This is a genomic window from Bradyrhizobium sp. AZCC 2230, from assembly GCF_036924495.1.
In the GTDB taxonomy this organism is placed as follows: Bacteria; Pseudomonadota; Alphaproteobacteria; order Rhizobiales; family Xanthobacteraceae; genus Bradyrhizobium; species Bradyrhizobium rifense.
Genome location: NZ_JAZHRS010000001.1, coordinates 6,763,587 through 6,787,484, shown reverse-complemented (window position 1 = coordinate 6,787,484; position 23,898 = coordinate 6,763,587). Strand labels below are relative to the sequence as shown.

Sequence of the window (23,898 nt, the reverse complement as noted above, 5' to 3'; positions counted from 1 at the left end):
CCCACGCCGCCCCCTTTAGGAGCGGTCGGCTGTGCTTTTACGAAGGTTTCGTGACAGTCGGATGACGCCTCCAAGCGATTGAAATCGCTTGAATTTCAGCTCAAAGCTGGAGTCTTGGCCTGGGGAAAACAGGCGGTGAAAGTGGCGCCCTGCTTAGGGACACTTTCGATCAAAAGACGGCCGCGGTGACGGTTAAGAATATGTTTCACCAGCGATAATCCGAGCCCGGTCCCGCCCTGGGAGCGGCTGTCGCCGACGTCCACCCGGTAGAAGCGCTCGGTCAGCCGCGGCAGGTGCTCGGGTGCGATGCCGGGGCCGAAATCGCGTACCATGACCCGGATTTCCTGAGTTCCATCAGTGGCCGGGGTCGCGGTCAGCGACACGATGACGCGTCCGCCGGAGGCGCCGTATTTGAGTGCGTTCTCGATCAGATTCTCGAACAGGCGCAGCAGCTCCTCGCGGTCGCCCGCGATCATGACCGGTGCTTCCGGCAGATGGGTCTCGACCTCGACCTGGCGTTCCCGGGCCAGCGGCTCAAGCCCGTCGGCGACCTGGAAGATGATCGGCAGCAGGTCGACCAGCGTGTCCGGCCGCACATGGGCCGACAGTTCCACACGCGACAGCGACAAGAGATCGTCGATCAGGCGCGCCATGCGGGTGGCCTGATTGTGCATGATGCCGAGGAAGCGCTCGCGCGCCTTGGGATCTTCCTTGGCCTGTCCCTGGAGCGTGTCGATGAAGCCGGACAGGGCGGCCAGCGGCGTGCGCAATTCATGGCTGGCATTGGCGACGAAGTCGGCGCGCATCTCCTCGACCCGGCGCAGCGGCGTCTGGTCGTGGAAAGTCATCAGCATGCACTTGTCGGCGCCGCCGAAATTGGTCGGTACCGGCACCGGCGTAATGGTCAGCTCCATCCAGCGATCGACCGGCACATGGTCGAGATAGGTCGTGCGCCGCGCTTCGGAGGTCGCGATCGACTCGCGCAGGGCCGTGATGATCTCTGGCGAGCGCAGCGCGAACTGGGCGAGCTCGTTCTTGCGCAACGCCGGCGCGAGCTGGGCGGCGGCGGCATTGAGATGGATGACGCGGCCTGCGCGGTCGAGCAGCACGGCCGGATCCGGCATGCCCGCGACCACTGCGGCCACCGCCGCGCTCTCGACCGGATTGACGCGGCGGGTGTCCTCGCGGGAGGCAGCGGTATCATGCAGCCGCCAGGGGATCAGCGCGGCGGCGGCGATGCACAGGAACACCGTCGCGGCCCGCATCACCGACAATTCGCCGAGCGAGACCACGACCGACAGCGCCAGCGCGGCGGCGATCAGGATAACGGTCGAGTGCCGCAGCCGGTCGGACCAGGGCTGCACCGTGGGAGACGAGGGAGCGTCGATCGCCATCGGGGCGGGCTTCTCCTTGTTGCCTTTTGCGCCGGTCAGGCGCCGCTGTCGCTGCGCTTTCTCACATAAGCGGCTTCAGGCGGTGGGCCTGGATCGAGCTTGAGCGCGGCCTGTTGCAGCCGTTTCGATCGGGCGCCGATGATAACCTCGCGAAACGTCAGCAAGATTACAGAGATGACGAAGGGCGACAGATAATACAGGACCCGGAACAGCAGCATGCCGCCGAGCAGTTCCTCGCGGTCCATCTGCCAGAGGCCGACCAGCATGGCGGCGTCGAACACCCCGAGCCCGCCCGGCGAATGGCTGGCGAAGCCGAGCAGCGTCGCCGAGACGAAGATGACCGCGACCACGACGAAGCCGAGATTGGGCTCGTCGGGGACCAGCACATACATCGCGAGCGCGCAGAAGCCGAGATCGATGATGCCGATGGCGATCTGCAGCAGCGTCAGCGGACCGCCCGGCAGCACCACGGTCCAGGGGCCACGTCCGACCACCCGCGGCTGGGTCCAGACCCAGACCACGTAGCCGACCAGCGCTGCGAGGATCATCATCGCAAACGTCCGGTTCAGCCAAGGCGGAAGCATGTCGATCGAGGCCGCCGCCTCCGGATGATAGGAAATGCCAAGGCCGAGCACGGCGGCATTGCCGAGCCAGAAGGTGAGGCCGGCGAGGAAGCAGATTTTTGCGACGTCGATCGCGTTCAGCCCATAGGCCGAATAGATGCGGTAGCGCACGGCGCCGCCGGTGAAGACGCTGGCGCCGACATTGTGGCCGATCGAATAGCTGGTGAAGGCCGCGAGCGCATTGATGCGATAAGGCACATGGGCATGGCCGATCGCGCGCACGGCGAACAGATCGTAGAACGTCAGTGTGAAATAGCCCGCCGTCACGAACAGCGCCGCCATCGCAATCTGGCGCGGCTCGGTGCTCTTGATCGCCTCGATCACCTCGTTGGTGTCGATGCCGCGCAGCATGTGGTAGAGCACATAGCAAGCGATGCCGATGACCGCGACGCTGATCACAACTCCCAGCTTATGCAGGATTTGCTTCTGGCGCAGAAACGTCATCGCCCTGCGTATGGCTTCCAGCATCTAGACCTCGAACAACGCTTCAGCGGCCAGGGTGGCCGGCGAACAGGCGGACGACACGCAGGTATGCAACGAACAAGCACTCAACGAGCCCTTGCCGCCGGCTCCGGCACCGCGCATGCCCCCCGACCCTCCACTAGCGCGTTTTTTGGCGGAGTGGAATTCGCCAATGTGAACAAAATCACGTGCCTTCAATATTTTAGGCAGGTTTGCGGGCTCAACGTGCACAGTTTGGCGCTTTCGGCGGCAGGGCTGACGCGAATCTCCATGGCAATCCTGCTTAGGGGCCATGAAGTTTTGATGATTTCGGCCGGACAATGTTCCGTCACGCCTTAAGCCGAAATCAATCTATGGAAGGCATTCGCCTGTTGAAAGAGGGGGGCGATCCGCACCGGCCGGCTGCAACACAAATAGCCGCGCGACGATCGCGCGGCCGAGGCAATTTCCCTGACAATTTGGGTGCACCGCGACATCACGGAGGCAGGTGCTGTCGAAGTCGTCCGCCGGCGCGGGGCCGGCGGAGAGCATGCTGTTCGGAAGTACCGCCGCCTCAGGCCGCGAGTTGCGGACGCACCGCCTCGACGCCGGCGATCCAGCCGGCGACGGAGCGGCCGATCGCCTCGGGGTGATCCTCCTGGAGAAAGTGCAATCCGGCCCCAAGCCGAACATGCGCGCAATGCTTCAACGACGCCGCAAATGTCTCGGCGAATTCCGGAGCAACCAGCGCACCGGGCTCGCCCGAGAACAGCAGCTTTGGATAAGAAGAAGCGGCCAGCGCGGCGTGCGCGGATTGGAGCGTCCCATAGACGTCGGCGGGCTCGCCTGCGATCGGCAGCTCGCGCGGAAGCGCAAGAACCGGGCGACGGCTCTCCGGTGTCGGAAACGGCGCGCGATAAGGCGCCATCTCGTCGTCGCTGAGCTTGCGGACGATGCCGCCGGGCAGCACGCGCTCGACGAACGCATTCGCCTCGAGGATCATGGCCTCGCCTTCACCCGGCGTCCTGAACTTGCGAAACACCGCCCGCGCCGCCTCTGCGTGGTCCTGTTCTTCCGCGCGTTCGGTGTGGTGAAAGTCCTGCCAGGTCGGCATCGGACGGATGAACTCCATGAAAGCGAGGCCGCGCACGAAATCCGGCCGCCGTGCCGCAAGATGAAGCGCGAGCGCCGTGCCCCAATCCTGCGCGACGAGATAGGCCGACTTGATGCCGCGCTGTTCGATGAAGGTATCGAGATAGCGCACGTGATCGAAGAAGCGGTAGGCGATGTCGGGCTTGCCGGATTGACCGAAGCCGATGAGGTCGGGCGCGATGCAACGCGCGACCGGCGACACCAGCGGCAGGATGTTGCGCCAGATGTGCGACGAGGTCGGATTGCCGTGCAGGAACAGCGCGACCGGCGCATCCTGCTCACCCGTCTCACGATAGGCTATCGTGCTGCCCAGCACCGGCGCCAGGCGAATCTCGATCTCGGTCGGCTTGCTCATGTCGTCGTCTCCCTGAACACGGTTTGGAATGCGATGGTCTTGAAGCGCTCGAGCGCCTTGGGATTGCGGTCGACCTTCATGCGCAGGATCGCGCCCTGCCAGGACGCGAGCAAGAAGTCGGCAAGCTCGTCGGGCTCGAAATCGGAGGCGATCTCGCCGCTGGTCTGGGCGTCCCTGATGCAGGCGGCGAACGGCATGCGCCATTCGGCGAAGATTGCCGCGAGACGCGCACGCAACAGCTCGCTGCTGCCGCTCGCCTCCAGGCTGAGATCGCCGATCAGGCAGCCGCGGCCATAGCCGTCGGCCTCGAGCCGGCCGGTGATGATGTCGAGGTAGCGCCGCAGCCGCGTCCGCGGCGTCAGCGAAATGTCGTCAAGGGCCTCGGCGACCAGCCCCTTGGTGACGTCGAAATAGCGGTCGAGCACCTCGGAGGCGAACGCCTCCTTGGAGCGGAAATGGTTGGTGAAGGACCCCTGCGGCGCACCCGCCGCAGCGGTCACGTCGCGCACGCTGGTGCCGTGGTAGCCGGTCCGGAACATGACCTTGAGGCCGGCGTCGAGGATGGCGTCTTTGAGCGAGGGCTTTGGCATGAGCGATATAATACGTACGTACGTATTATTGTCAAGCGCTGACTTGCGCCAGCGATGATCTGCTTACCGATCAGTCAGTTATCGGAATCTGAGACGACCGATCGCCCGGCAGCGGATGGTGGTTCACGCCGCAGGCTGGCTGCGCGAGACCACCCAATAGCGCAGCCATGCACCGATGGTGCAGCCGACGAGGTAGCAGGCGAACAGGACCAGCCCGAGGTCGAGCCAGTAGCCGAAGCGGCCCGGGATCACATGCGCGAACGAGGCCGCGACCAAGGCCGCGACGAGCACCGCGAGGCAGCGCGCCGTCACCTTCGAGGTGCCGTCGCCGCGCTGAACCACCGAGATCCAGCCCATGCAGAAGCCCAGCAGCGCCGAGCCGATCAGCCAGCCCATATGAAACGAGACGAGATAGGGCATCATCACCTCACCAGAAATTCGATGCGGCGGTTCTGCGCCTTGCCGTCGTCAGTGTCGTTGCCGGCGACCGGCTGCGTGCTGCCGTAGCCGACCGCGGTGAAGCGGTCAGCCGGCAGGCCCGCCTTGACCAGATAGTCGATCACCGCCTGAGCGCGCTTCTCGGAGAGCGCTTGATTGAAGGCATCCTCGCCGTCGGAATCGGTGTGGCCTGCGACCTCGATATTGCTGGTCGGACAGCGCAGCGCCGTCTCGATCAGATGATCGAGAATGCCGGCGGAGTCAGGATCGATGTCGGCGCGCTTGGTTGCGAAGCGGATCTTGCCCTTGGCCAAAAGCTCCGAGAACAATTGCTGGCAGACGGTGCCGTCGACCGGCCCCGCCGCGGGCTTCACGGTGATTTCGGGCTTGTATTGCCAATTCTTCGGAAAGTCCTTGCCGAGGCCGGCGCGGATGTCGTTGGCCGCACCTTCGTACAGCGCATCGCCCGACAGCTTCACCTCGCGATCCGAGACCACCAGCGTGCCGGTCGACAGCCGCGACAGCGCGCCGAGCGCTGCGACCACGGCCGTATTAAACGAGCCGGGCGCACCGACGCTGGCCTTGAGATTGTCGACCACCTTCTCGGTGAAGAATTTTCGCGACGCGCTGGTCGCGATCGCGGCGTGCACGTTGTTGTCTGGCACGTAGCCGGTCAGCGTCACGGTGGCGGCGACCGGATCCTTGTAGGCCTGGAAGATGTAGGGCGGCGCCTTGATCTCGTTGGCGGCGATCGAAAAGCCCTCCGGCAGGTTCTTCAGCGCAGCCGCAATCGCTTCGCGGCCGCCGATGTCGCGCGCCATGCCTGACAGATTGACCTTGGTGTCCGTTATCGTGATCTTGCCGTCCTTCAGCTTGCCGATCTGGTCGAGCAGCAGCATCGCGGCCGCCTCAAAGCGCGCCGGCGCGCCGCGGGCCAGGCCCATCTGATCGGCGACCTCGGTCCCGGTGACCTCCTTGCGGGCGGCCTCCGTCAGGCGCGCCTTCATCGACGGCAGCGGCGCGGAACCCGACAGCGTCACCCGCACCACGTCACGCTCGGCACTCCAGATGAAGGGCTTGGCTTCGGGAGCAAGTCGGGTCTGGTCATCGACCAGCCGTACACCGGAAACCATCTCGACCGCGGTTACGGCGTCGCGGCGCCCCTCCTCGGAGAAGGCATCCGCGGCCAGGCTGACGTCACGGCCGTCCACCACGATCCGGGTCTTGTCCAGGACGGTGTCCTTGAGCGCGGCCGAGCTGCGGGCCGACAGGTCGGCCTCGACCGGCAAGGTGTTATTCCAGGCCGCAAATCCCCACATGACGGCCAGGGGAATCAGCCCCGGCCACCATTTGCTGGCCCACCTGAAAAGCATCTGCATTCGACGACCCGAACTCTGGAACCGGAGACAAAACAAACCCTTGGCGGGCTGTCAAACCGGAAATGGGCCCCTTTCGGGGCGCGCGCGTGAACAATTGGAATAACTTTTTCTTCAAGGGTCACACCCTAAGTTGAAGGCGGAATGCCCAGGGGCGGCCAGCCGGTCATGAAACAACTCCGTAACAACGTCATTCGCGTCGGGCTGGGAGCACTCTATTTCAGCGGGGCGCACCATCTGCTGCGCCCCCTGCTGTCGGGCGTCGGCGCTATTTTCATGCTGCACCATGTGCGGCCGGCCCGTGAGGGCGCGTTCCAGCCGAACCGGCATCTCGAGGTCACCCCGGACTTCCTGCGCGCGACGCTGTGCCATTTGCGCTCGCGCGAGATCCACATCGTCAGCATGGATGAACTGCACGAACGGCTGGTGCAGGGCCGCTTCGACCGCCGCATCGCCGCCTTCACGCTCGACGACGGCTATCGCGACAATCGGGACCACGCCCTGCCGGTGCTGCGCGAATTTGACGCGCCCGCGACCATCTATGTCGCCAGCGACTTCGCCGAGGGTACCGGACGGCTGTGGTGGGCGGCGCTGGAGGCCGTTATCGCCAGGGCCGAGCAGATCGACGTAAGAATCGGCCATTCCGCGCTGCGGCTCGATGCGAGCACGCCAGCGGCGAAGCAGGCGGCGTTCGACCGCCTGCACGACTGGCTCCGCGCACTCCCTGGCGAGCACGATCTGAAGCGCGAGATCGAAGCGCTCTGCGCGGCGCATGGTGTCGACATGGAAGCGCTGTGCCGCAGCCTCTGCCTGTCCTGGGACGAGGTGAAGCGGCTCGCGGATGATCCGCTGGTCACGATCGGCGCCCACACCATCAGCCACTGCAATCTCGCCAAGCAGAGCGAGGAGATCGCCGCGCAGGAGATGGCAGTCAGCCGGGTGCGGATCGAGACCGCGCTGGAGCGCCCAGTGCTGCACCTCGCCTATCCCTATGGCGACCGCGAAGCCGCGGGCGAGCGTGAGTTCACGCTGGCCGCATCCGCCGGCTTCAAGACCGCGGTGACGACACGGCCCGGCATGCTGTTCGCCGAGAACGCCGGCCACATGACCGCACTGCCGCGCGTCTCGCTCAACGGCAATTATCAGGACGCGCGCATTTTGCCGGTGCTGACATCGGGCGCAGCGACCGCGATGTGGAACGGCTTCCGCCGGTTCGCTGCGGCTTGACTGTCGCCCGGCCTTCGCCGGGACAACACCGAGTTGACTCCCCTCCCCGCGGCGCTCAAAACGTCGCAAACCAAGGGAGGCACCATGTCCAACGATCTGTTTTCGCTCAAAGGCCGCATCGCTCTCGTGACCGGCGGCTCGCGCGGCATCGGCAAGATGATCGCGGCCGGATTCCTCGGCGCTGGCGCTGCGAAGGTCTACATCACCGCGCGCAAGGCCGGTCCCTGCGAAGCGACGGCGAAAGAGCTCTCGGCGCAATATGACGGCGAATGCATTGCGCTACCGATCGACATCTCGACCGTCGAAGGCTGCGACAAGCTGGCTTCCGAAATCATCAAGCTCGAGCCGAAGCTCGACATCCTCGTCAACAATGCCGGTGCGGCCTGGGGCGCGGAGTTCGACGAATTCCCCGAAAGCGGCTGGGACAAGGTGATGGACCTCAACGTCAAGTCGCTGTTCTTCCTGACCAAGGCGCTGGCGAAACCGCTGCGCGCGGCGGCGTCGCACGAGCGGCCTGCCAAGGTCATCAACATCGCCTCCGTCGACGGCATCTTCGTCAATCCAGGCGAGACCTACTCCTACGCCGCGAGCAAGGCCGCGGTGATCCATCTGACGCGGCGCATGGCGACGAAGCTGATCAAGGACAACATCAACGTCACCGCGATCGCGCCGGGCGCGTTCAAGTCCGACATGAACCGCGCCGCCCGCGACCATTCGGACGACGTCGCCAAGCGCATTCCGGCCCGGCGCATCGGCACCGACGAGGACATGGCGGGCGTAGCGATCTATCTCGCCTCGCGTGCGGGGGATTACGTGGTCGGCAATACCATCGCGGTCGATGGCGGTGTGGTTTATGCGAATGCGGGGCTGGAGATTGCGGGGTAAGCGGCGCGCTTCTGCACAGACCGCGCCTCACACTCCGCTGTCGTCCCGGCGAACGCCGGGACCCATACCGCGTGATCTAGCGTGGCGGCTGGTAGGAGTACCGAACGACGAGTCTTAGTCAAACAACTCCCTGTGGTTGATGGTGTGGACGGCCCCCTACGGCATCAGTGTGCCAGAATGAGGTTGTCAGAAACTCATTCACAGGAGCCGTCCGTGAACCAGATTATCCGCATTGGGATGGATACGTCGAAGTATATTTTTCAGCTGCATGGCGTTGATGCGTCTGAGCAGGTCGTGTTGCGCAAGCGGCTTAGCCGCAAGGCGATGCTGGATTTCTTTGCCAAGCTGCCGCCGACGGTGGTGGTGATCGAGGCCTGCGGGGCGGCTCATCACCTGGCGCGAGAGCTTGGCAAGCTGGGACACACGGTCAAGCTGATCGCACCGCAGCTGGTGAAGCCCTATATACCGCGCAACAAGAACGACGGGCGCGATGCGGACGGGCTGTGCGAGGCCGCAAGCCGGCCGCGGATGCGGTATGTGCCGGTGAAGACGGCCGAGCAGCAGGCCGCGCTGATGCTGCTGGGCGTCCGAGAGCAATTGGTCGCACGTCGCACGCAACTCTCCAACATGATCCGCGGGCATGCGGCGGAGTTCGGTCTGATCGCGGCCAAGGGGCTGGACAAGCTCGCCGCGTTCCTGACAGCGATCGGGCAGGACAAAGGCGTGCCGGCGCTGGCCCGGGAGCTGTTTGCAATGCTTGCCCGCCAATATGAGCAGGTGCAGGGCGAGCTGAAGGCCATCGAGGCTAAGCTTCTCTCCTGGCACCGTGCCGATGCCATGAGCCGGCGCCTGGCGCAGATCCCGGGGATTGGTCCGGTCACCGCCGCAGCGCTGGTGATGAAGGCGCCCGATCCACATGCCTTCCGCTCGGGGCGGCTGTTTGCCGCCTGGCTCGGCCTGACCCCAAAGGACCATTCCACCGCGGGAAAGACCAGGCTCGGCAAGATAACCCGTGCAGGCGATGAGACCTTGCGTCAGCTGCTGGTGGTTGGAGCAACCTCGGTGGTCAAGATAGCCAAATCGAAAGCTCGTGGGCCGAGCTGGCTGATCGAGCTTTTGAAGCGCAAGACACCGAAGCTGGCGGCGGTGGCGCTAGCCAACAAGATGGCCCGCATCGCCTGGAAGCTGATGACGACGGGAGAACACTACGACAGCGCGCGGCGTGAGGCGCGAACCGAGGCCCAAACGGCCGCCGCCGTGTGATCGAGAGATTCGGCCGGCCGGCGGGTTAGCCCACCGGCCGAACCGGAGCTGCAAGAGCAGAGGAGATGGTGCGATCGATCGTTCGAGATGCGAGTAAATCCGTGGGACCCATTGGCCGAACAAGGTCGCGTGGTTGATTGGAACTCGTGTCGCGAAAACCATCTTGGCCAGCGGTCCTCCGACAAGCCGCATCAATAGGCCGGACATATGGATGCAAGCGATCCGATCAAACATCACAAAGCTCTTGTGCCACGGGGGCCGTCCACATATGGGTCCCGGCTTTCGCCGGGACGACAGCGGAGTTTTTGGCGCGAGCGTCTCCCCCTAACTCTTACGACTCGATCTTCACGTACTCAAAATCACCCGGCTTGTTGTCGATGCCGACCTTTGGGGGCGAAATCCACGACGCGAACTGGCCGGTCTCGGTGACGGGCTGCATCAGCGAGGTGATGAAGTCGCCGTCGGCGGTCGAGGGCAGCCAGTCGTCCTTGCGCTTGGCCCAGGTGGCATCGTCGATCAAGAGACCATCAGGCGTCGCGTGGATGCCCTTGAACTCGCCGATGTGGCGATGGAAGGCGACGTTCGGCAGCTTGAGCTGGAAGTTGTAGCCCGCGGTCGAGATCACCTTGTTCCAACGCAGCATGCCCTTGACGCAGTCCTGGCTGTAATCGTCGCGGAGGCGCATGTTGAGCGCGGTCAGCGCCGGCTCGTCGACCAGCTTGATTTCGCCGTCGATGAACTTGAGCACCGGATAGGTGGCGTTCTTGAGCTGGTGATCGTCGTCGATCTGGGTCTCGTGATAGCGGCCCTTGATGCCGGTATTGAAGGCGTTGGCCGCGTTGGTCGAGACTTCCGAACCGAACAGATCAAGCGACAGCGTGTAGTGCAGGTTCAGCTTCTTCTGGATGGTCGGAAGATCGATCACGCCGAGCGCGCGGACTTTTGCGATATCGGTCGGATCGGTGATGCCGGCCTCGCGCATCGCATCGCAGGTGCGCTGCACGACCCGGGTGATGCCGGTCTCGCCGACGAACATGTGGTGCGCCTCTTCCGTCAGCATGAAGCGGCAGGTGCGCGACAGCGGGTCGAAGCCCGACTGCGCCAGCGAGTGCAGCTGCATCTTGCCGTCGCGGTCGGTGAAATAGGTGAACATGAAGAAGGACAGCCAGTCCGGCGTCGCCTCGTTGAAGGCCCCGAGCATGCGCGGCGCGTCGGCATCGCCGGAGCGGCGGCGCAGCAAATCATCGGCCTCTTCACGACCGTCGCGGCCAAAATACTTCTGCAGCAGATAGACCATCGCCCAGAGATGGCGGCCTTCCTCGACGTTGACCTGGAACAGATTGCGCATGTCGTAGAGCGAGGGCGCGGTCTTGCCGAGATGGCGCTGCTGCTCGACCGAGGCAGGCTCAGTGTCGCCCTGGATCACGATCAGGCGGCGCAGCATGGCGCGGTACTCGCCCGGGACTTCCTGCCACGCCGGCTCGCCAAAGTGCTCGCCGAAGGGAACGACGCGGTTCTCCTCCTGCGGCGCGAGCAGAATGCCCCAGCGATAGTCGGGCATGCGGACATAGTCGAACTTGGCCCAGCCGCGCGGATCGACGGAGTAAGCGGTGCGCAGATATACCAGCGATTCCTGGAAGCCTTCCGGCCCCATGTCGCTCCACCAATCCATATAGCCGGGGTGCCAGCCTTCCAGCGCCTTCAGCACTTGGCGGTCTTCGGCGAGATTCACGTTGTTCGGAATCTTGGTCGAGTAGTCGACGTTCATGATGTTCATATTCATTGGGAGCTCTCCCGCGTTGAACCTGATCGTTTTCCGCGAATGGCGAATGGCGAGTAGCGAATGGAAATCCCTATTCGCTATTCGCCACTCCCTATTCGCTACACCCGCGTCATATCGAATTTCGGCTTCTGGCCGCTGCCATAGCGGCGCAGCGCGCCTTCCTCGCCGACCGCGTTCGGGCGCTGGAAGATCCAGTTCTGCCACGCGGTCAGGCGCGAGAAGATTTTTGATTCCATCGTCTCCGGACCGACGAAGCGCAGGCTCGCTTCCATGCCGGTGAGACTGTCGGGCGAGAAGCTGGCGCGTTCCTCCAGGAACACGCGGACCTCGTCGTCCCAATCGATGTCGTCGAGCGCGAAGGTGACGAGGCCGAGTTCTTCGGCCTGCTCGGCGTCGAGACTGGTGCCGCGCGTAGCTTCCGCGCGCTCCACGTCCGCCGGATCGGCCTGGAAGCGCGACTCCAGGCGCGTCAGGCCATGGCTCATCGGATACGGACCGAAGTTCATCGCCGACAGCTCGATCGACGGCGGTGGCTGGTTGTCACCCTGCCGCGTGCCGATCAGCATGTAGGAGCGGTCGGCGGCGAAGACGAGTTCGGCGAGCGTGCCGGCAAAGCAGGAGCCGGGCTCGACCAGCGCCACCAGCGTGCGCGAGGTGACATCGATGCGCTTGAGCACACGCTTCCAGTAGTGGCGGATTTCGTTGACCAGCCAATGCGCCTTGTTGGCTTCGAGGAAGGCGTCGCTGGCGAGCACATGGGCGCGGTCGCCATGGCTCTTGAACACCAGCATCGCGATCTCGAGCTCGTTGATGCGCAAATGCAGGATGGCGTCGTCGAGCTCGCGCGCGACCTGTAGCGGCCAGAACGACGCGCCCTGCGCCATCATGCCGTCGATGTCGGTGGGCGGCGCTGCCTCCGGCGCCTTGATCGAAATGGTGGCGATGCGCGCGGTGCGGTCGATATCGACGGTCACAAATCCATAGCGGATGCTGGTCTCATCGATCGTGCGCTTGAGCGGGGAGAGCGCGATGCCCTTGCCGCTGCCGGCGCGATTCGAGGCGCTCGCGAATTCCTTGGCGCGCTCGACGATCCTGGCCTCGAGCTTGGAGTTCGGCGCGATCTCGTCGACGAGACGCCACTGCACGGCGCGCTTGCCCTTCACGCCTTCCTCGATGGTGCAGAAGAAGTCGGCGTGATCGCGGCGCACCTTGCGCTTGTCGACGACGCGGGTGAGGCCGCCGGTGCCCGGCAGCACCGCGAGCAGCGGCACTTCGGGCAGAGCAACAGCAGACGCACCGTCGTCGGCGAGGATGATGTGGTCGGTCGCGAGCGCGAGCTCATAACCGCCGCCGGCCGCCGAGCCGTTCACGACAGTGATGAAGCGCTGGCCGGAATTCTCCGAAGAATCTTCCATGCCGTTACGGGTCTCGTTGGTGAATTTGCAGAAGTTCACTTTGTGAGCGTGGGTCGAGCCCGCGAGCATGCGGATGTTGGCACCGGCGCAGAACACGCGGTTCTTGGCCGAGCGCATCACCACGACCTTCACCTCGGGGTGCTCGAAGCGCAGCCGCTGGACCACGTCGGCAAGCTCGATGTCGACACCGAGATCGTAGGAATTGAGCTTGAGCAGGTAGCCCTCGAACAGGCCGCCATTCTCGTCGACGTCCATGGTCAGCGTCGCGACGTCACCATCGACCGCCAGCTTCCAGTGCTTGTAGCGAGACGGTTCAGTCTGGAAATCGATGAATGTCGCGCCGCCTGCGAGGCGCCGATCTTCCCCGGCCATGGGCCACCCTTGAGCTCGTCTTGGTTTTACCGCTAGATGCACAATAATGCATGTTACTGAGCGCGTCTAGTCTCTAATCGCCGATACATGCACTTTGTTTCATGAGGTCGCTCAGGACCGCACGATGGCGCCGAGCCCGATCCAGTCGGCCTTGGTGAGCTGGGGACGGCCGAGCTTGGCCTGCAGCAAGGCCGTTAGCGCCGGCACCGGAAAGCTTTCGACAAAGCCGTCGCCGGCCGGGGCCGCCTTGCGGGAGGTCAGCGCGCGCAGCTCGGTGAGCGCATCTCCAAACAGGCGCGCGGCCGAATGGGCCTTCTGCATGCGCAGCCGCAGATTCGCATTGGCGACAAGGATGCAGGCCCGCAGCAAAATGCGTTCGCGGCCGCCTTGCGGCGCTGCAGCCCACAACGCCTCCAGCACCTCCTGCGATTCCCAGAAATAGCCGCGGTCGTTCAGCGCGAGCCCATAGCGCAGCGCCGGATGGCGCGCCGGCACGTAGCCGCGGAAGGCCGAGGGCACCAACGCCTTGGCGATGTCGAGCGTCTCGTAATCAGCATCCAGTTCGGTCGTCTCGCCCGGCACATAGGCCCATTGCGGCCATGGCAAAGCGCCGCTCGCCTGTGGAGGCACATTCATGGATGTGCCTCCACATGATCATGCGGCGCGTCCCTGCAGTCCCTGATCGTCGCGCAGGGCCGCTTTTGCAAATTGCTCAATTGCGTCAAGCGTCGCTCCGGGCGCTTCACGATGCGGGGAATGGCCCGCGTCTGAAATAATTTTCAAATCTACTGGACAATAGCACTCTTCCTGCGCAATTTCGATCTGCCGCAGTGTCCCATATTGGTCATCCCTTCCTTGCACGACCAGAACAGGAACGCGGATGTAGGCCAGATATTCCGAGATATCCCAATCACGGAATTTCGGATCGAGCCAGGCACCGTTCCAGCCGTAGAAGGCGTTGTCGACGTCCTTGTGCCAGCGCGCGAGCTTTGCCTTGAGATCGGTGGTCTCGTAGGTGGTCTTGATCGCGGCGATCGACTCCACCGAGATGTCCTCGACGAGGAAATGCGGCGCGATCAGCGCGATGCCTTGCAGGCGATGATCCTGATGTGCGCCGGCATAGATCGCCGCGATCGAGGCGCCGTCGGAATGGCCGAGCAGCAGGCCACGCTTGAAGGGAATTGCATCGAGCACTTTCGGCAGCACGTCGAGCGCTTCGCGCTGCATGTAGTCGAGCGGCCGCGGCAGCGTCACCGGGCTCGACTGGCCGTAACCCGCACGCGAATAGACGAAGATGCCGGCGCCGGTCGCTTGCTGGAGTTTTTCCGGAAAATCGTTCCAGAGACCAACGGAGCCGAGGCCTTCGTGCAGCATGACGGTGGTCGGCGCGTCAGCTGATTGCGGCGCGAGCCATTTGTATTCGAGGCGGGCGCCGCTGACGTTGAGGAAGCCGGCGGGGGTGAGAGTCATGGTCTTCTTCCTGTTCGCTCCGTCTGCACCCTCCCCTGGAGGGCTGTCCAATTCACACATCTGATTCGACCTACCAATCGACGCGACGAAAAAATGTGAGTCATCAGAGTCACTTGCATTGATTGCGCCAGTACTCGATAGCTCACAACGGGCGTTCCGCTAACCCATTGAAGAAGAGTCGGTTTTCGAGATGTGTGAATCTGATAGCCCTGGAGGGGGAGGGTCGGCTCACATCGAGCGTAGCGAGATGTGAGCCGGGGTGGGGTGACAGTCTCTCCACAGATGCGGTGCCCGAGGGGATGGATCACCCCACCCCGCTCCGCATTGCGCTTCGCTCCATGCGAAGCGACCCTCCCCCTCCAGGGCAGGGGAATCGCATGTGAATTTGCGCGAGGTGTTGCGCGGGCCGACAATATGGATTCTGAAGAGGGCTCCCGATTCGCAGAGGGGGCCCCATGCGCAAGATCCGCAATATCTTCAGTACGTTGCCCGATCCGCGTGCACCGAACGCGCTGCACGATTTGCTGGACATCATCGTCATCGCGCTGGCCACGATCCTGTGTGGCGGGCAGAGCGCGACGGACATGGAGGTATTTGCATCGTCCAAGGAAAAGCTGTTGCGGCAATTCCTTCGGCTGGAGCACGGAGTTCCCAGTCACGACACGTTCAGCCGCGTGCTCAACGCGCTCGACCCTGCGGCTTTCGAGCAAGCCTTCCGATGCTTTATGGCAGCCTTCGCCGAGGCCAACGGGATCAAACTCACCGGTGTTGTGGCCGTCGATGGCAAGGCGGTGCGAGGAGCCTACGAGCGGGGCCGCAGCGCTACGCCGCTGCACATGGTCAATGTCTTCGCCACCGAGGCGCGGATGGCGCTTGCTTCGTGCAAGGCACCGGGTCGCAACGAGGCCCAAGGGGCGCTGGACGTGCTGCAAATGCTCTCGCTCGAAGGCTGCATCGTCACGGCCGACGCCCTGCATTGCAATCGCCCCTTCGCCAACAAGGTGCTCGCACGCGGCGCCAACTACGTGCTGGCTCTCAAGGAGAATCAAAGCAAATTGTTTGCGGACGTCGAACGCTGCTTCACCCGCTCGGGCAAGCGCAACGTGGCGCAGAGTCTCGAGCCGAGCACCCACGATCGATCCGAATCCAGACGCGCCACCATCATGCGCAACAGCAGCCTGGGGGTGGCAAACCGCTTTCCCGGAATGGCCGCCATCGCTCGCGTTACCTCGCGCCGACGGCTGCATGGCAAACCAGCCGGAAAACCGGCCGTGCGATATTACGTGTTGTCCAAGTATATGCCTGCAAGACGATTCTTGCAGGTCGTCCGCAGCCATTGGAGCATCGAGAACCAGTTGCACTGGGTCCTGGACGTCGTCTTTGGCGAGGATGCCTGCCGAACCCGAAAAGACAACGGTCCCGAGAACTTTGCGACCTTGCGGCGGAACGCGGTCAACCTCATTCGCGCTCACCCCGCCCGCATCTCCATGCGCCAAAAGGTCAAGCGCGCTGGCTGGGACGATGCCTTCCTTCTCGAACTCATCAGCCACATGCGATAGCCCTGCCCTCCAGGGGAGGGTAAGCCAGCGAGTCCACCGCCGCACGCTCAATTCACCCCGTTCCGCAGCTTGAACCGCTGAATCTTGCCCGTGGCGGTTTTCGGCAGCGAGTCCACCACGTCGATCCAGCGCGGATATTTCCACGGGCCGATCTTCTGCTTGACGTGCTCTTTCAGCATCTCCTGCAAGTCCGTCGTCTTCACGCCCGGACGCAGCACGACGAAAGCCTTCGGCTTGAGCAGCCCTTCCGGATCAGCTTCGGGCACGACAGCGGCTTCCAGCACCGCCGGATGCGTGATCAGCGCGCTCTCGACCTCGAACGGTGAGACCCAGATGCCGGAGACCTTGAACATGTCGTCGGCGCGGCCGCAGAAGGTGTAGCGGCCCTCGGCATCCCTGACATATTTGTCGCCGGTGCGGGTCCACGGTCCCTCGAACGTACGGCGGCTCTTGTGGCGCTGGTTCCAGTAACCTTCGCCGGCCGACGGCGCATCGACCAGGAGCTCGCCGACCTCGCCGTCAGCGACGTCCTGCCCGGCCTCGTTGACGAGCCGCACCGCATAGCCCGGCACCGGCTTGCCGGACGAGCCGTATTTGATGTCGCCCGGCGCGTTCGACAGGAAGATGTGCAGCAGCTCGGTCGAGCCGACACCGTCGAGAATGTCGACACCGAAGCGCGCCTTCCAGCTGTTGCCGACGGATTCCGGCAGCGCTTCGCCGGCCGAGGTGCAGATGCGCAAGGACTTGCCGCCGCGCTCGCTCTTCATCGTCTCGTCGTTGAGCATCGCCGCGAACAGCGTCGGCACACCGTAGAAGATCGACGGATTGTAGCGGTTCATCAGATCGAACATCCGCGCCGGCGTCGGGCGCTCGCTGTTCAGAATCGTGGTGGCGCCGACCGACATCGGGAAGGTCAGCGCATTGCCAAGGCCATAGGCGAAGAACAGCTTTGCGGCGGAGAGGCCGACATCGTTCTCGCGGATGCCGAGCACCTGCTTCGCATAGGTATCGGCGGTCGCCTGCAAATTCGAATGGATGTGACGCACGCCCTTGGGCATGCCGGTCGAACCGGACGAATAGAGCCAGAATGCCGGCTCATCCGGATGCGTCGCGGCGGTCGTGAATTGATCGCTCTCATCAGCGATCTCCTCGGCGAACTGCTTGTGGCCATTCTGCTTGGCGCCGGAGACCACGACATGCTCGAGATCCGGCATGCGGCCGACGACGTCCTTGATGACGGGATAGAGCGCTTCCGAGACGAACAGCACGCGGGCCCGGCAGTCGGCGAGGATGTAGGCGTATTGATCCGCGGTCAGCAGCGTGTTGAGCGGCACCGGCACGATGCCGGCGCGGATCGCGCCCAAGAACACGATCGGGAAGTCGACCGTATCCAGCATGATCATCGCCACGCGCTCTTCGCGGCGGACGCCGAGCCGGCGCAGCATGTTCGCTGCCCGGCGCGTCTCGCGCTGGAGCTCGCCATAGGTGAGCCTCGCGACGGTGTCGTCGAAGACGAGCTTGTTGCCCCGGCCCTCCTCGACGTTACGGTCGAGCAGCCAGGTCACCGCGTTGTAGGATCCCTCGCTCACGGTCGTCTCCCCCGAATTTAGAATTATAATTCATAGAAAGACATTGCGACAGCTTGCTGTCAATGCCAGCAGGCATTATGTTTCATTAAAACACGCCGCAGGACCTCCTTTAAAGAAGGCATCCGCTAAAGAAGGCTCATGACCGACAGTCCCGACGCCGAATCCCGCTTTCTCGAACAGCTCGGCCAGCGTGTGCGCACCATGCGCGCGCTGCGCGGCATGTCGCGCAAGGTGCTCGCCAAGGTATCAGGAATTTCGGAGCGCTACATCGCGCAGCTCGAGAGCGGCAAGGGCAATGTCTCCATTGTCCTGCTGCGCCGCGTCTCCGACGCGATGGGCGCGCATCTCGAGGACCTGCTGCCCTCAGCCGATCCGACGCCGGACTGGCAGATGTTTCGCGATCTGCTGCGCAAGGCGACGCCGGCGCAAATCGCCCAGGCCAAAGATCTGCTCGCCGGCGGCAGTGCCTCCGCGCCCCGGCGCGCGCCGTTCTGCGGCATCGCGCTGATCGGCCTGCGCGGCGCCGGCAAATCCACGCTTGGGCGGATGCTGGCGAAGAAGATCGGCTGGAGCTTTGTCGAGCTTAACAAGGAGGTCGAGCAGCAGAACGGCCTCTCGGTCGCCGAGATCATCGCGCTCTACGGCCAGGAAGGCTTTCGTCGCATGGAGCAGGCCGCGCTGCAGCAGCTGCTCGCGCGCAACGAGCTGATGGTGCTGGCGACCGGCGGCGGCATCGTGTCGGAGCCGCTGACCTTCGACCAAATTCTGTCGTCGTTCTACACGATCTGGCTCAAGGCCGAACCCGAAGAGCACATGGCCCGCGTCCGTCGCCAGGGCGATCTGCGTCCGATGGCGGATGATCGCTCGGCGATGGCCGAGCTGCGCAATATCCTGCTCAGCCGCGAGCCGCTCTATGCGCGCGCGACGGCAGTGGTGGATACGGCGGGGCTGTCGGTCGATGCCGCCGCCGCGCGGCTGATCGATGCGGTGCGGCCGGTGCTGCAGAACGAAGCGCGCAGCTTCGGGCTGCGCAGTGTGGCGCTGTAATCCTCACTGCGTCTAAACCCTCCGCTGTCGTCCCTGCGAACGCAGGGACCCATACCGCGTGATCTATCGATTGTGCACGCCGCTAGTCCCGAACGACCAGTCTTCGCCAAACACCTCCCTGTGGTTATGGATCCCGGATCTGCGCTTCGCTTGTCCGGGACGACAGCGGAGTTTGTACGCGGGCAGCGATGTCCCTATATCCGAGCGCAGCAGGAAGCTCTGGAACCCACAATGACCGACAGCGACGTCACCACCTCCATGTTCGAGCGGATCGGCGGCAGTGCCACGATCGACCTGTTGGTCGACTGCTTCTACGATCGCATGGACACCCTGCCGGAGGCGAAAATCATCCGCGCGATGCATGCGGACGACCTCGGCCTGATCCGGGACGTGCTGAAGCGCTATCTCACGGAATGGACTGGTGGCCCAAAGCTCTATTCTCCCGAGAAGGGCCATCCACGGCTGCGGCAGCGGCATATCGGCTTTGCGATCGGCGACGCCGAGCGCGGTGCGTGGCTGCTCTGTATGCGCGGTGCACTGGAGGTGACAGTCACTGACGCTGCCGCGCGGCAGGACCTCGACCGCGCGCTGTCCGGCCTCGCCGACTGGATGCGCAACCGGCCGTGAAAGCGTCGATCAAGGCCGACGTATAACGTTCCCGGGCGTCGCTTCGCGTACCCGGGGCCAGAGACTCCCGACGCGGCTAGACCGACCAGTAATTCGGATGCTGGTAGGGCGGCGAGCGGTCCCCCCAGTCGAATTCGTCGCCATCGAACTCGCATGGACCGCTGCTCAATTGCTCCGGCGTCAGCTCGACCTGGAAGGCCTGACGTCTCGGATCATATTTCAGCGCGCTCCACTGCACCGGATAATGGTGATGAGTACCGAGCAGCCCGCCGGTCTTGATCACGGCGTAGGCGACAGTTCCGGTCACCTTGTCAAGCATCAACCGCTCGATCGTGCCGAGCTTTGTGCCGTCACAACCATAGACGGTGACGTGCTGCACGCGATCACTGGGAACCATGGTGTGTTGCATGGCGTGCTCCCTCGTCTTGTGTGGAGCATATTATAATCCTGTACGGCTCGGCAGCTACAGCAATTGCGACCGCACCGCCTCCGCGCCCTCCCGCAGCAGCGGGAGGAACCGCTCGATCAATTCCTGCGCTGGCACGCGGTCGACATGGGCGCCCATGTTGATGGCGGCGACGATCACGTCGTCGTAACGACGCACCGGCACCGAGATCGAACGGAAATGCGGCTCGGCTTCGCGGTCGACCAGCGAATAGCCCTGGGCACGATCAGCCGCGATGCGCGCGAGCAGCGTCTTCGGATCGGTCACCGTCTGCGGCGTCAACGCCTCGCGCTTCATCGCCTTCAGGCGCGCGGCACAATCGGCATCGTCGAGCTGGCCGAGCATGGCGCGACCGACCGAGGTGCAGAACGCCGGCAACCGATAGCCGATCTCCAATCCGCCGGAGAACATCCGCGCCGGGCTGCTGCGCGCGATGAATACGACGTCGTCGCCATCGAGCACCGCGAGCGAGGAGATTTCGTTCGCCGCGGTCGCGACGCGATCGAGCACCGGCTGCAGCACCGTGACGAGCTGGTTGGAGCGCAGATAGGAGGCCGCCAGCGTCAGCACATGCGGCGTCAGCGAGAACAGCTTTCCGTCGCCACTGACAAAGCCACCGCGCTGGAGCGTGAACAGCATGCGCCGCGCGGTGGCGCGCGGCAGCTCGGCGGCGCGAGCGAGATCGCTCAGCGTCATCGGGCCTGCGTTGGTGCCGAAGCATTGCAGCAGGCGCAGGCCGCGATCGAGGGCTTCGACGAAATCCGTCGATCGTCCGTCAGTGTCGCTCCGCTTCAGCTTAGGCATCGGTCGGGATAGTCCTGCAAAATAGTGCTTGCTGCCGATCCAAGGCATGTCATAATTCGCCCATTCGTTCAATAGGCGAACAAAACGCCCCTCGCAAAAAGGACGCGACCGTCATGATGAGCCAGGAACAGAACGACCTGATCACCCGTACGGGGCCGAAAGATCCGTGCGGCAGACTGATGCGGAGCTACTGGCAGCCGGCGGCCCTGGTCGACGAGCTGGAAGGCGAGCGGCCGATCCGTCCGGTCAAATTGCTCGGCGAGAACCTGGTGCTGTTTCGCGACGAGACCGGGCGTTACGGCCTGATCGATCGCCACTGCGCGCATCGCGGCGCCGACCTCGCCTTCGGACGGCTCGAACACGGCGGGCTGCGCTGCGCCTTCCACGGCTGGCTGTTCGACGCGACCGGCCAGTGCATCGAGACGCCGGCCGAGCCGAAAGATTCAAAACTCTGTCAGAACATCCGCCAGCGCTCCTATCCCGTCGTGGAGAAGAGCGGCATCCTCTGGGCCTATCTCGGCGAAGGTGAGCCGCCGGCATTCCCGGAGCTTGACTGCTTCGTCGCACCTGGCACGCACACCTTTGCCTTCAAGGGCCACATGGCCTGCAACTGGTTGCAGGCGCTGGAGGTCGGCATCGATCCCGCGCACGCCTCCTATCTGCATCGCTTCTTCGAGGACGAGGACACCTCCACCGCCTACGGCAAGCAGTTTCGCGGCGCTTCGGCGGGAAGCGACCTGCCGATGACAAAGATCCTGCGCGAATACGATCGCCCGATCATCAATGTCGAGCACACCGAATACGGCCTGCGGCTGATCGCGCTGCGCGAGATCGACGAGGAGCGCACCCATGTGCGCGTCACCAACCAGCTCTTCCCGCACGGCTTCGTCATTCCCATGAGCACGGAGATGACGATCTCCCAGTGGCACGTGCCGGTCGACGACGAGAACTGCTACTGGTACGCGATCTTCACCAGCTATTCGAACCCGGTCGACAAGACAAAGATGCGCGACCAACGGCTCGAGCTCTACGAGCTGCCCGACTACAAGTCGCGCAAGAACCGCAGCAACGATTACGGCTTCGATCCGCACGAGCAGCAGACCGCGACCTACACCGGCATGGGCAACGACATCAACGTCCACGACCAATGGGCGGTGGAATCGATGGGCGCGATTCAGGACCGCACCAAGGAACATCTCGGCACGAGCGACAAGGCGATCGTGCAGTATCGCCGCCTGCTGCGGCAGGAGATCGAGAAGGTCGGCGGCGGCGAGAAGCCGATGCTGTTCCTGGACGAAACCAATGCGCGCTCCATCCAGGGCCCGGCGACCATGGACGGCATCGGGCCGACGCGCGGCTGGGAGACCTACTGGATGGAAGTCGACGTCACGCGCCGCCGCGGCGCGCCGTGGACCGCGCCGGTGCCGAAAGAGATCGCCGACAATGTGCATCGGCTGACGGCGGCGGAGTGACGTGCGTGCACGGACCCCGTAGGGTGGGGAAAGGCGCAAGGCGCCGTGCCCACCATGCATCCGCTCAGACGATAAACGCGGTGGGCACGCTTCGCTTTGCCCACCCTACAGCAGTTGAGGGAGTTGCAACGTGACTTTCGTCGCGCGTCATGCGCTGTGGTCGGATGAGCAGACAGACGCCGCAGCGCGCATGCGCCGCATCGTCGAGGAGAAGAACCTCGAGGTCATCCGCCTCGCCTTCCCCGACCAGCACGGCATTTTGCGGGGCAAGACCATCATCGCGTCCGAGGCGGTTGCGTCGCTGGAGAGCGGCTGCTCCATCACCACCACCATGCTCGCCAAGGACACCTCGCACCGCACGGTGTTTCCGGTGTTCACCTCAGGCGGCGGCTTCGGCATGAGGGAGATGGAGGGCGCGGCCGACGTGCTGATGGTCGCCGATCCCACCACGTTTCGCGTGCTGCCATGGGCGCCGGCCACAGGCTGGGTGTTGTGCGATCTCTATTTCAATGACGGCCGTCCGGTGCCGTTCGCGACGCGCGGGCTCTACGCACGCGTGCTCGGCGAGCTCGGCCGCCGCGGCCACGATTTCGTCGCGGGCCTCGAGGTCGAATTCCACATCTTCAAGCTCGATGACGCGCATATGCGGCCCGAGGACGCTGGCCAGCCCGGCACGCCGCCCTCGGTGAGCCTGCTCTCTCACGGCTATCAATACCTCACCGAGCAGCGTTTTGATCAGATGGAGCCGGTGCTGGAGATTTTGCGGCGTGACATCGTCGCGCTCGGGCTGCCGTTGCGCTCGGTCGAGGTCGAGTTCGGGCCGAGCCAGTGCGAATTCACCTTTGCGCCGAAGCAGGGCCTGGAGCCCGCCGACAACATGGTGCTGTTTCGCAGCGCCGTGAAGCAGATCGCGCGCCGGCACGGCTATCATGCCACCTTCATGTGCCGGCCGAAACTGCCGAATTTGTTTGCGAGCGGCTGGCACCTGCATCAATCGATCGTCTCGCGCCCAAGCGGCGAGAACCTGTTCATGACGAGGGAAGGCAGCGAGCCGCTCAACGCCTTCGGTCGCGCTTATCTCGCAGGCCTGCTCGACCACGCCCGTGCGGCCACTGTTTTCACCACGCCGACCATCAACGGCTACAAGCGCTACCGCTCCTATTCGCTGGCGCCGGACCGCGCGATCTGGGGCCGCGACAATCGCGGCGTGATGATCCGCGTGCTCGGCGGTGCAAGCGATCCCGCCACGCGCCTTGAAAACCGCGTCGGCGAGCCCGCCGCCAACCCCTATCTCTATATGGCCGCCCAGATCCTCTCAGGCCTCGACGGCGTCGACCGCAAGCTCGATCCCGGCCCCTCGGCCGACACGCCCTACGAGACCAAGGCGCCGCTGCTGCCGAAATCCTTGCGCGATGCTGTCTCCGCGCTGAAGGACGATCCGTTCTTCCGCGAAAAATTCGGCGCGGAGTTCGTCGACTATTACACCCACATCAAGAACGCCGAGATCGACCGTTTCCTGTCGGAGGTGACCGACTGGGAACACCGCGAATATTTCGAGATGTTCTGACCGC

21 protein-coding genes are annotated in these 23,898 nt (G+C 64.0%); 8 read left to right on the top strand and 13 right to left on the bottom strand.

Annotation, left to right across the window (positions count from 1 at the left end; translation table 11 throughout):
• Positions 1–95: 95 nt before the first annotated feature.
• From V1280_RS32385 to V1280_RS32360, 6 genes are all read right to left on the bottom strand, one after another.
• On the bottom strand, positions 96–1,394 hold the full coding sequence (locus V1280_RS32385; RefSeq protein ID WP_334534060.1) for an ATP-binding protein: 1,299 nt from the start codon (positions 1,392–1,394) through the stop codon (positions 96–98).
• A 35-nt stretch (positions 1,395–1,429) separates the two neighbouring features.
• Positions 1,430–2,485 (bottom strand): UPF0104 family protein, encoded by a 1,056-nt coding sequence (locus V1280_RS32380; protein WP_334534057.1) that lies wholly within the window; start codon positions 2,483–2,485, stop codon positions 1,430–1,432.
• 547 nt (positions 2,486–3,032) lie between these two features.
• Complete coding sequence (locus V1280_RS32375; RefSeq protein ID WP_334534054.1) at positions 3,033–3,965, bottom strand: haloalkane dehalogenase; 933 nt, start codon at positions 3,963–3,965, stop codon at positions 3,033–3,035.
• On the bottom strand, positions 3,962–4,555 hold the full coding sequence (locus tag V1280_RS32370) for a TetR/AcrR family transcriptional regulator (protein ID WP_334534051.1): 594 nt from the start codon (positions 4,553–4,555) through the stop codon (positions 3,962–3,964). Before V1280_RS32370 ends, V1280_RS32375 begins: the two co-directional genes overlap by 4 nt.
• 123 nt (positions 4,556–4,678) lie before the next feature.
• Positions 4,679–4,975 carry a hypothetical protein gene (locus V1280_RS32365; protein ID WP_334538472.1) on the bottom strand — a complete coding sequence of 99 codons (297 nt, stop codon included), beginning with the start codon at positions 4,973–4,975 and terminating at the stop codon, positions 4,679–4,681.
• Positions 4,976–4,977: 2 nt separating this feature from the next.
• Complete coding sequence (locus V1280_RS32360) at positions 4,978–6,372, bottom strand: OmpA family protein (protein WP_334534048.1); 1,395 nt, start codon at positions 6,370–6,372, stop codon at positions 4,978–4,980.
• A gap of 165 nt (positions 6,373–6,537) precedes the next feature.
• On the opposite strand from V1280_RS32360, the gene V1280_RS32355 reads away from it, so the two are divergent.
• The 3 genes from V1280_RS32355 to V1280_RS32345 all read left to right on the top strand — a co-directional run bounded on the left by V1280_RS32355 (position 6,538) and on the right by V1280_RS32345 (position 9,744).
• The gene (locus V1280_RS32355) at positions 6,538–7,596 is read left to right on the top strand and encodes a polysaccharide deacetylase family protein (protein ID WP_334534045.1); all 1,059 of its coding nucleotides are present in this window, start codon (positions 6,538–6,540) and stop codon (positions 7,594–7,596) included.
• Between the two features lie 84 nt (positions 7,597–7,680).
• A complete protein-coding gene (locus tag V1280_RS32350) occupies positions 7,681–8,481 on the top strand; it encodes an SDR family oxidoreductase (protein WP_334534042.1) in 801 nt (266 codons plus the stop codon).
• Between the two features lie 213 nt (positions 8,482–8,694).
• Entirely contained in the window at positions 8,695–9,744 is a 1,050-nt protein-coding gene (locus V1280_RS32345; protein WP_334520477.1) for an IS110 family transposase, read from the top strand.
• A 331-nt stretch (positions 9,745–10,075) separates the two neighbouring features.
• Here the strand turns inward: V1280_RS32345 and boxB are convergent, their stop codons facing one another.
• The 4 genes from boxB to V1280_RS32325 all read right to left on the bottom strand — a co-directional run bounded on the left by boxB (position 10,076) and on the right by V1280_RS32325 (position 14,784).
• Positions 10,076–11,527 (bottom strand): benzoyl-CoA 2,3-epoxidase subunit BoxB, encoded by a 1,452-nt coding sequence (gene boxB, locus V1280_RS32340; RefSeq protein ID WP_334534039.1) that lies wholly within the window; start codon positions 11,525–11,527, stop codon positions 10,076–10,078.
• A gap of 98 nt (positions 11,528–11,625) precedes the next feature.
• On the bottom strand, positions 11,626–13,314 hold the full coding sequence (gene boxC / locus V1280_RS32335; protein WP_334534035.1) for a 2,3-epoxybenzoyl-CoA dihydrolase: 1,689 nt from the start codon (positions 13,312–13,314) through the stop codon (positions 11,626–11,628).
• A 111-nt stretch (positions 13,315–13,425) separates the two neighbouring features.
• A complete protein-coding gene (locus V1280_RS32330; protein ID WP_334534030.1) occupies positions 13,426–13,950 on the bottom strand; it encodes a DUF309 domain-containing protein in 525 nt (174 codons plus the stop codon).
• Positions 13,951–13,968: 18 nt separating this feature from the next.
• Complete coding sequence (locus V1280_RS32325; RefSeq protein WP_334534027.1) at positions 13,969–14,784, bottom strand: alpha/beta fold hydrolase; 816 nt, start codon at positions 14,782–14,784, stop codon at positions 13,969–13,971.
• Between the two features lie 455 nt (positions 14,785–15,239).
• Between V1280_RS32325 and V1280_RS32320 the strand changes: the two genes are divergently transcribed.
• On the top strand, positions 15,240–16,343 hold the full coding sequence (locus tag V1280_RS32320) for an ISAs1 family transposase (protein WP_334530142.1): 1,104 nt from the start codon (positions 15,240–15,242) through the stop codon (positions 16,341–16,343).
• A gap of 47 nt (positions 16,344–16,390) precedes the next feature.
• Here the strand turns inward: V1280_RS32320 and V1280_RS32315 are convergent, their stop codons facing one another.
• The gene (locus V1280_RS32315; protein ID WP_334534024.1) at positions 16,391–17,932 is read right to left on the bottom strand and encodes a benzoate-CoA ligase family protein; all 1,542 of its coding nucleotides are present in this window, start codon (positions 17,930–17,932) and stop codon (positions 16,391–16,393) included.
• 138 nt (positions 17,933–18,070) lie between these two features.
• Between V1280_RS32315 and V1280_RS32310 the strand changes: the two genes are divergently transcribed.
• Both V1280_RS32310 and V1280_RS32305 read left to right on the top strand, forming a co-directional pair.
• A complete protein-coding gene (locus V1280_RS32310) occupies positions 18,071–18,979 on the top strand; it encodes a helix-turn-helix transcriptional regulator (protein ID WP_200471348.1) in 909 nt (302 codons plus the stop codon).
• Between the two features lie 231 nt (positions 18,980–19,210).
• Positions 19,211–19,606, top strand: a complete 396-nt coding sequence (locus V1280_RS32305) for a group II truncated hemoglobin (RefSeq protein WP_334534019.1) — start codon at positions 19,211–19,213, stop codon at positions 19,604–19,606.
• A gap of 76 nt (positions 19,607–19,682) precedes the next feature.
• Here V1280_RS32305 and V1280_RS32300 read toward each other — a convergent pair whose 3' ends face one another.
• Both V1280_RS32300 and V1280_RS32295 read right to left on the bottom strand, forming a co-directional pair.
• Positions 19,683–20,015: a PRC-barrel domain-containing protein gene (locus V1280_RS32300; protein ID WP_334534016.1), complete on the bottom strand. Its 333-nt coding sequence runs from the start codon at positions 20,013–20,015 to the stop codon at positions 19,683–19,685.
• A 54-nt stretch (positions 20,016–20,069) separates the two neighbouring features.
• A complete protein-coding gene (locus V1280_RS32295; RefSeq protein ID WP_334534013.1) occupies positions 20,070–20,855 on the bottom strand; it encodes an IclR family transcriptional regulator domain-containing protein in 786 nt (261 codons plus the stop codon).
• Between the two features lie 113 nt (positions 20,856–20,968).
• Here V1280_RS32295 and V1280_RS32290 point away from each other — a divergent pair, with 113 nt between their 5' ends.
• Both V1280_RS32290 and V1280_RS32285 read left to right on the top strand, forming a co-directional pair.
• Positions 20,969–22,327: an aromatic ring-hydroxylating dioxygenase subunit alpha gene (locus tag V1280_RS32290; RefSeq protein WP_334534010.1), complete on the top strand. Its 1,359-nt coding sequence runs from the start codon at positions 20,969–20,971 to the stop codon at positions 22,325–22,327.
• A gap of 130 nt (positions 22,328–22,457) precedes the next feature.
• Positions 22,458–23,894, top strand: coding sequence for a glutamine synthetase family protein (locus tag V1280_RS32285; protein WP_334534007.1), 1,437 nt, complete (start codon positions 22,458–22,460; stop codon positions 23,892–23,894).
• The last annotated feature ends 4 nt before the right edge of the window (positions 23,895–23,898 follow it).

Coding starts and splice junctions, on each gene's coding strand:
- V1280_RS32385 (WP_334534060.1), bottom strand. CDS start 1,394: ATGGCGATCGACGCTCCCTCGTCTCCCACGGTGCAGCCCTGGTCCGAC.
- V1280_RS32380 (WP_334534057.1), bottom strand. CDS start 2,485: ATGCTGGAAGCCATACGCAGGGCGATGACGTTTCTGCGCCAGAAGCAA.
- V1280_RS32375 (WP_334534054.1), bottom strand. CDS start 3,965: ATGAGCAAGCCGACCGAGATCGAGATTCGCCTGGCGCCGGTGCTGGGC.
- V1280_RS32370 (WP_334534051.1), bottom strand. CDS start 4,555: ATGCCAAAGCCCTCGCTCAAAGACGCCATCCTCGACGCCGGCCTCAAG.
- V1280_RS32365 (WP_334538472.1), bottom strand. CDS start 4,975: ATGCCCTATCTCGTCTCGTTTCATATGGGCTGGCTGATCGGCTCGGCG.
- V1280_RS32360 (WP_334534048.1), bottom strand. CDS start 6,372: ATGCAGATGCTTTTCAGGTGGGCCAGCAAATGGTGGCCGGGGCTGATT.
- V1280_RS32355 (WP_334534045.1), top strand. CDS start 6,538: ATGAAACAACTCCGTAACAACGTCATTCGCGTCGGGCTGGGAGCACTC.
- V1280_RS32350 (WP_334534042.1), top strand. CDS start 7,681: ATGTCCAACGATCTGTTTTCGCTCAAAGGCCGCATCGCTCTCGTGACC.
- boxB (WP_334534039.1), bottom strand. CDS start 11,527: ATGAATATGAACATCATGAACGTCGACTACTCGACCAAGATTCCGAAC.
- boxC (WP_334534035.1), bottom strand. CDS start 13,314: ATGGCCGGGGAAGATCGGCGCCTCGCAGGCGGCGCGACATTCATCGAT.
- V1280_RS32330 (WP_334534030.1), bottom strand. CDS start 13,950: ATGAATGTGCCTCCACAGGCGAGCGGCGCTTTGCCATGGCCGCAATGG.
- V1280_RS32325 (WP_334534027.1), bottom strand. CDS start 14,784: ATGACTCTCACCCCCGCCGGCTTCCTCAACGTCAGCGGCGCCCGCCTC.
- V1280_RS32320 (WP_334530142.1), top strand. CDS start 15,240: ATGCGCAAGATCCGCAATATCTTCAGTACGTTGCCCGATCCGCGTGCA.
- V1280_RS32310 (WP_200471348.1), top strand. CDS start 18,071: ATGACCGACAGTCCCGACGCCGAATCCCGCTTTCTCGAACAGCTCGGC.
- V1280_RS32305 (WP_334534019.1), top strand. CDS start 19,211: ATGACCGACAGCGACGTCACCACCTCCATGTTCGAGCGGATCGGCGGC.
- V1280_RS32300 (WP_334534016.1), bottom strand. CDS start 20,015: ATGCAACACACCATGGTTCCCAGTGATCGCGTGCAGCACGTCACCGTC.
- V1280_RS32295 (WP_334534013.1), bottom strand. CDS start 20,855: ATGCCTAAGCTGAAGCGGAGCGACACTGACGGACGATCGACGGATTTC.
- V1280_RS32290 (WP_334534010.1), top strand. CDS start 20,969: ATGATGAGCCAGGAACAGAACGACCTGATCACCCGTACGGGGCCGAAA.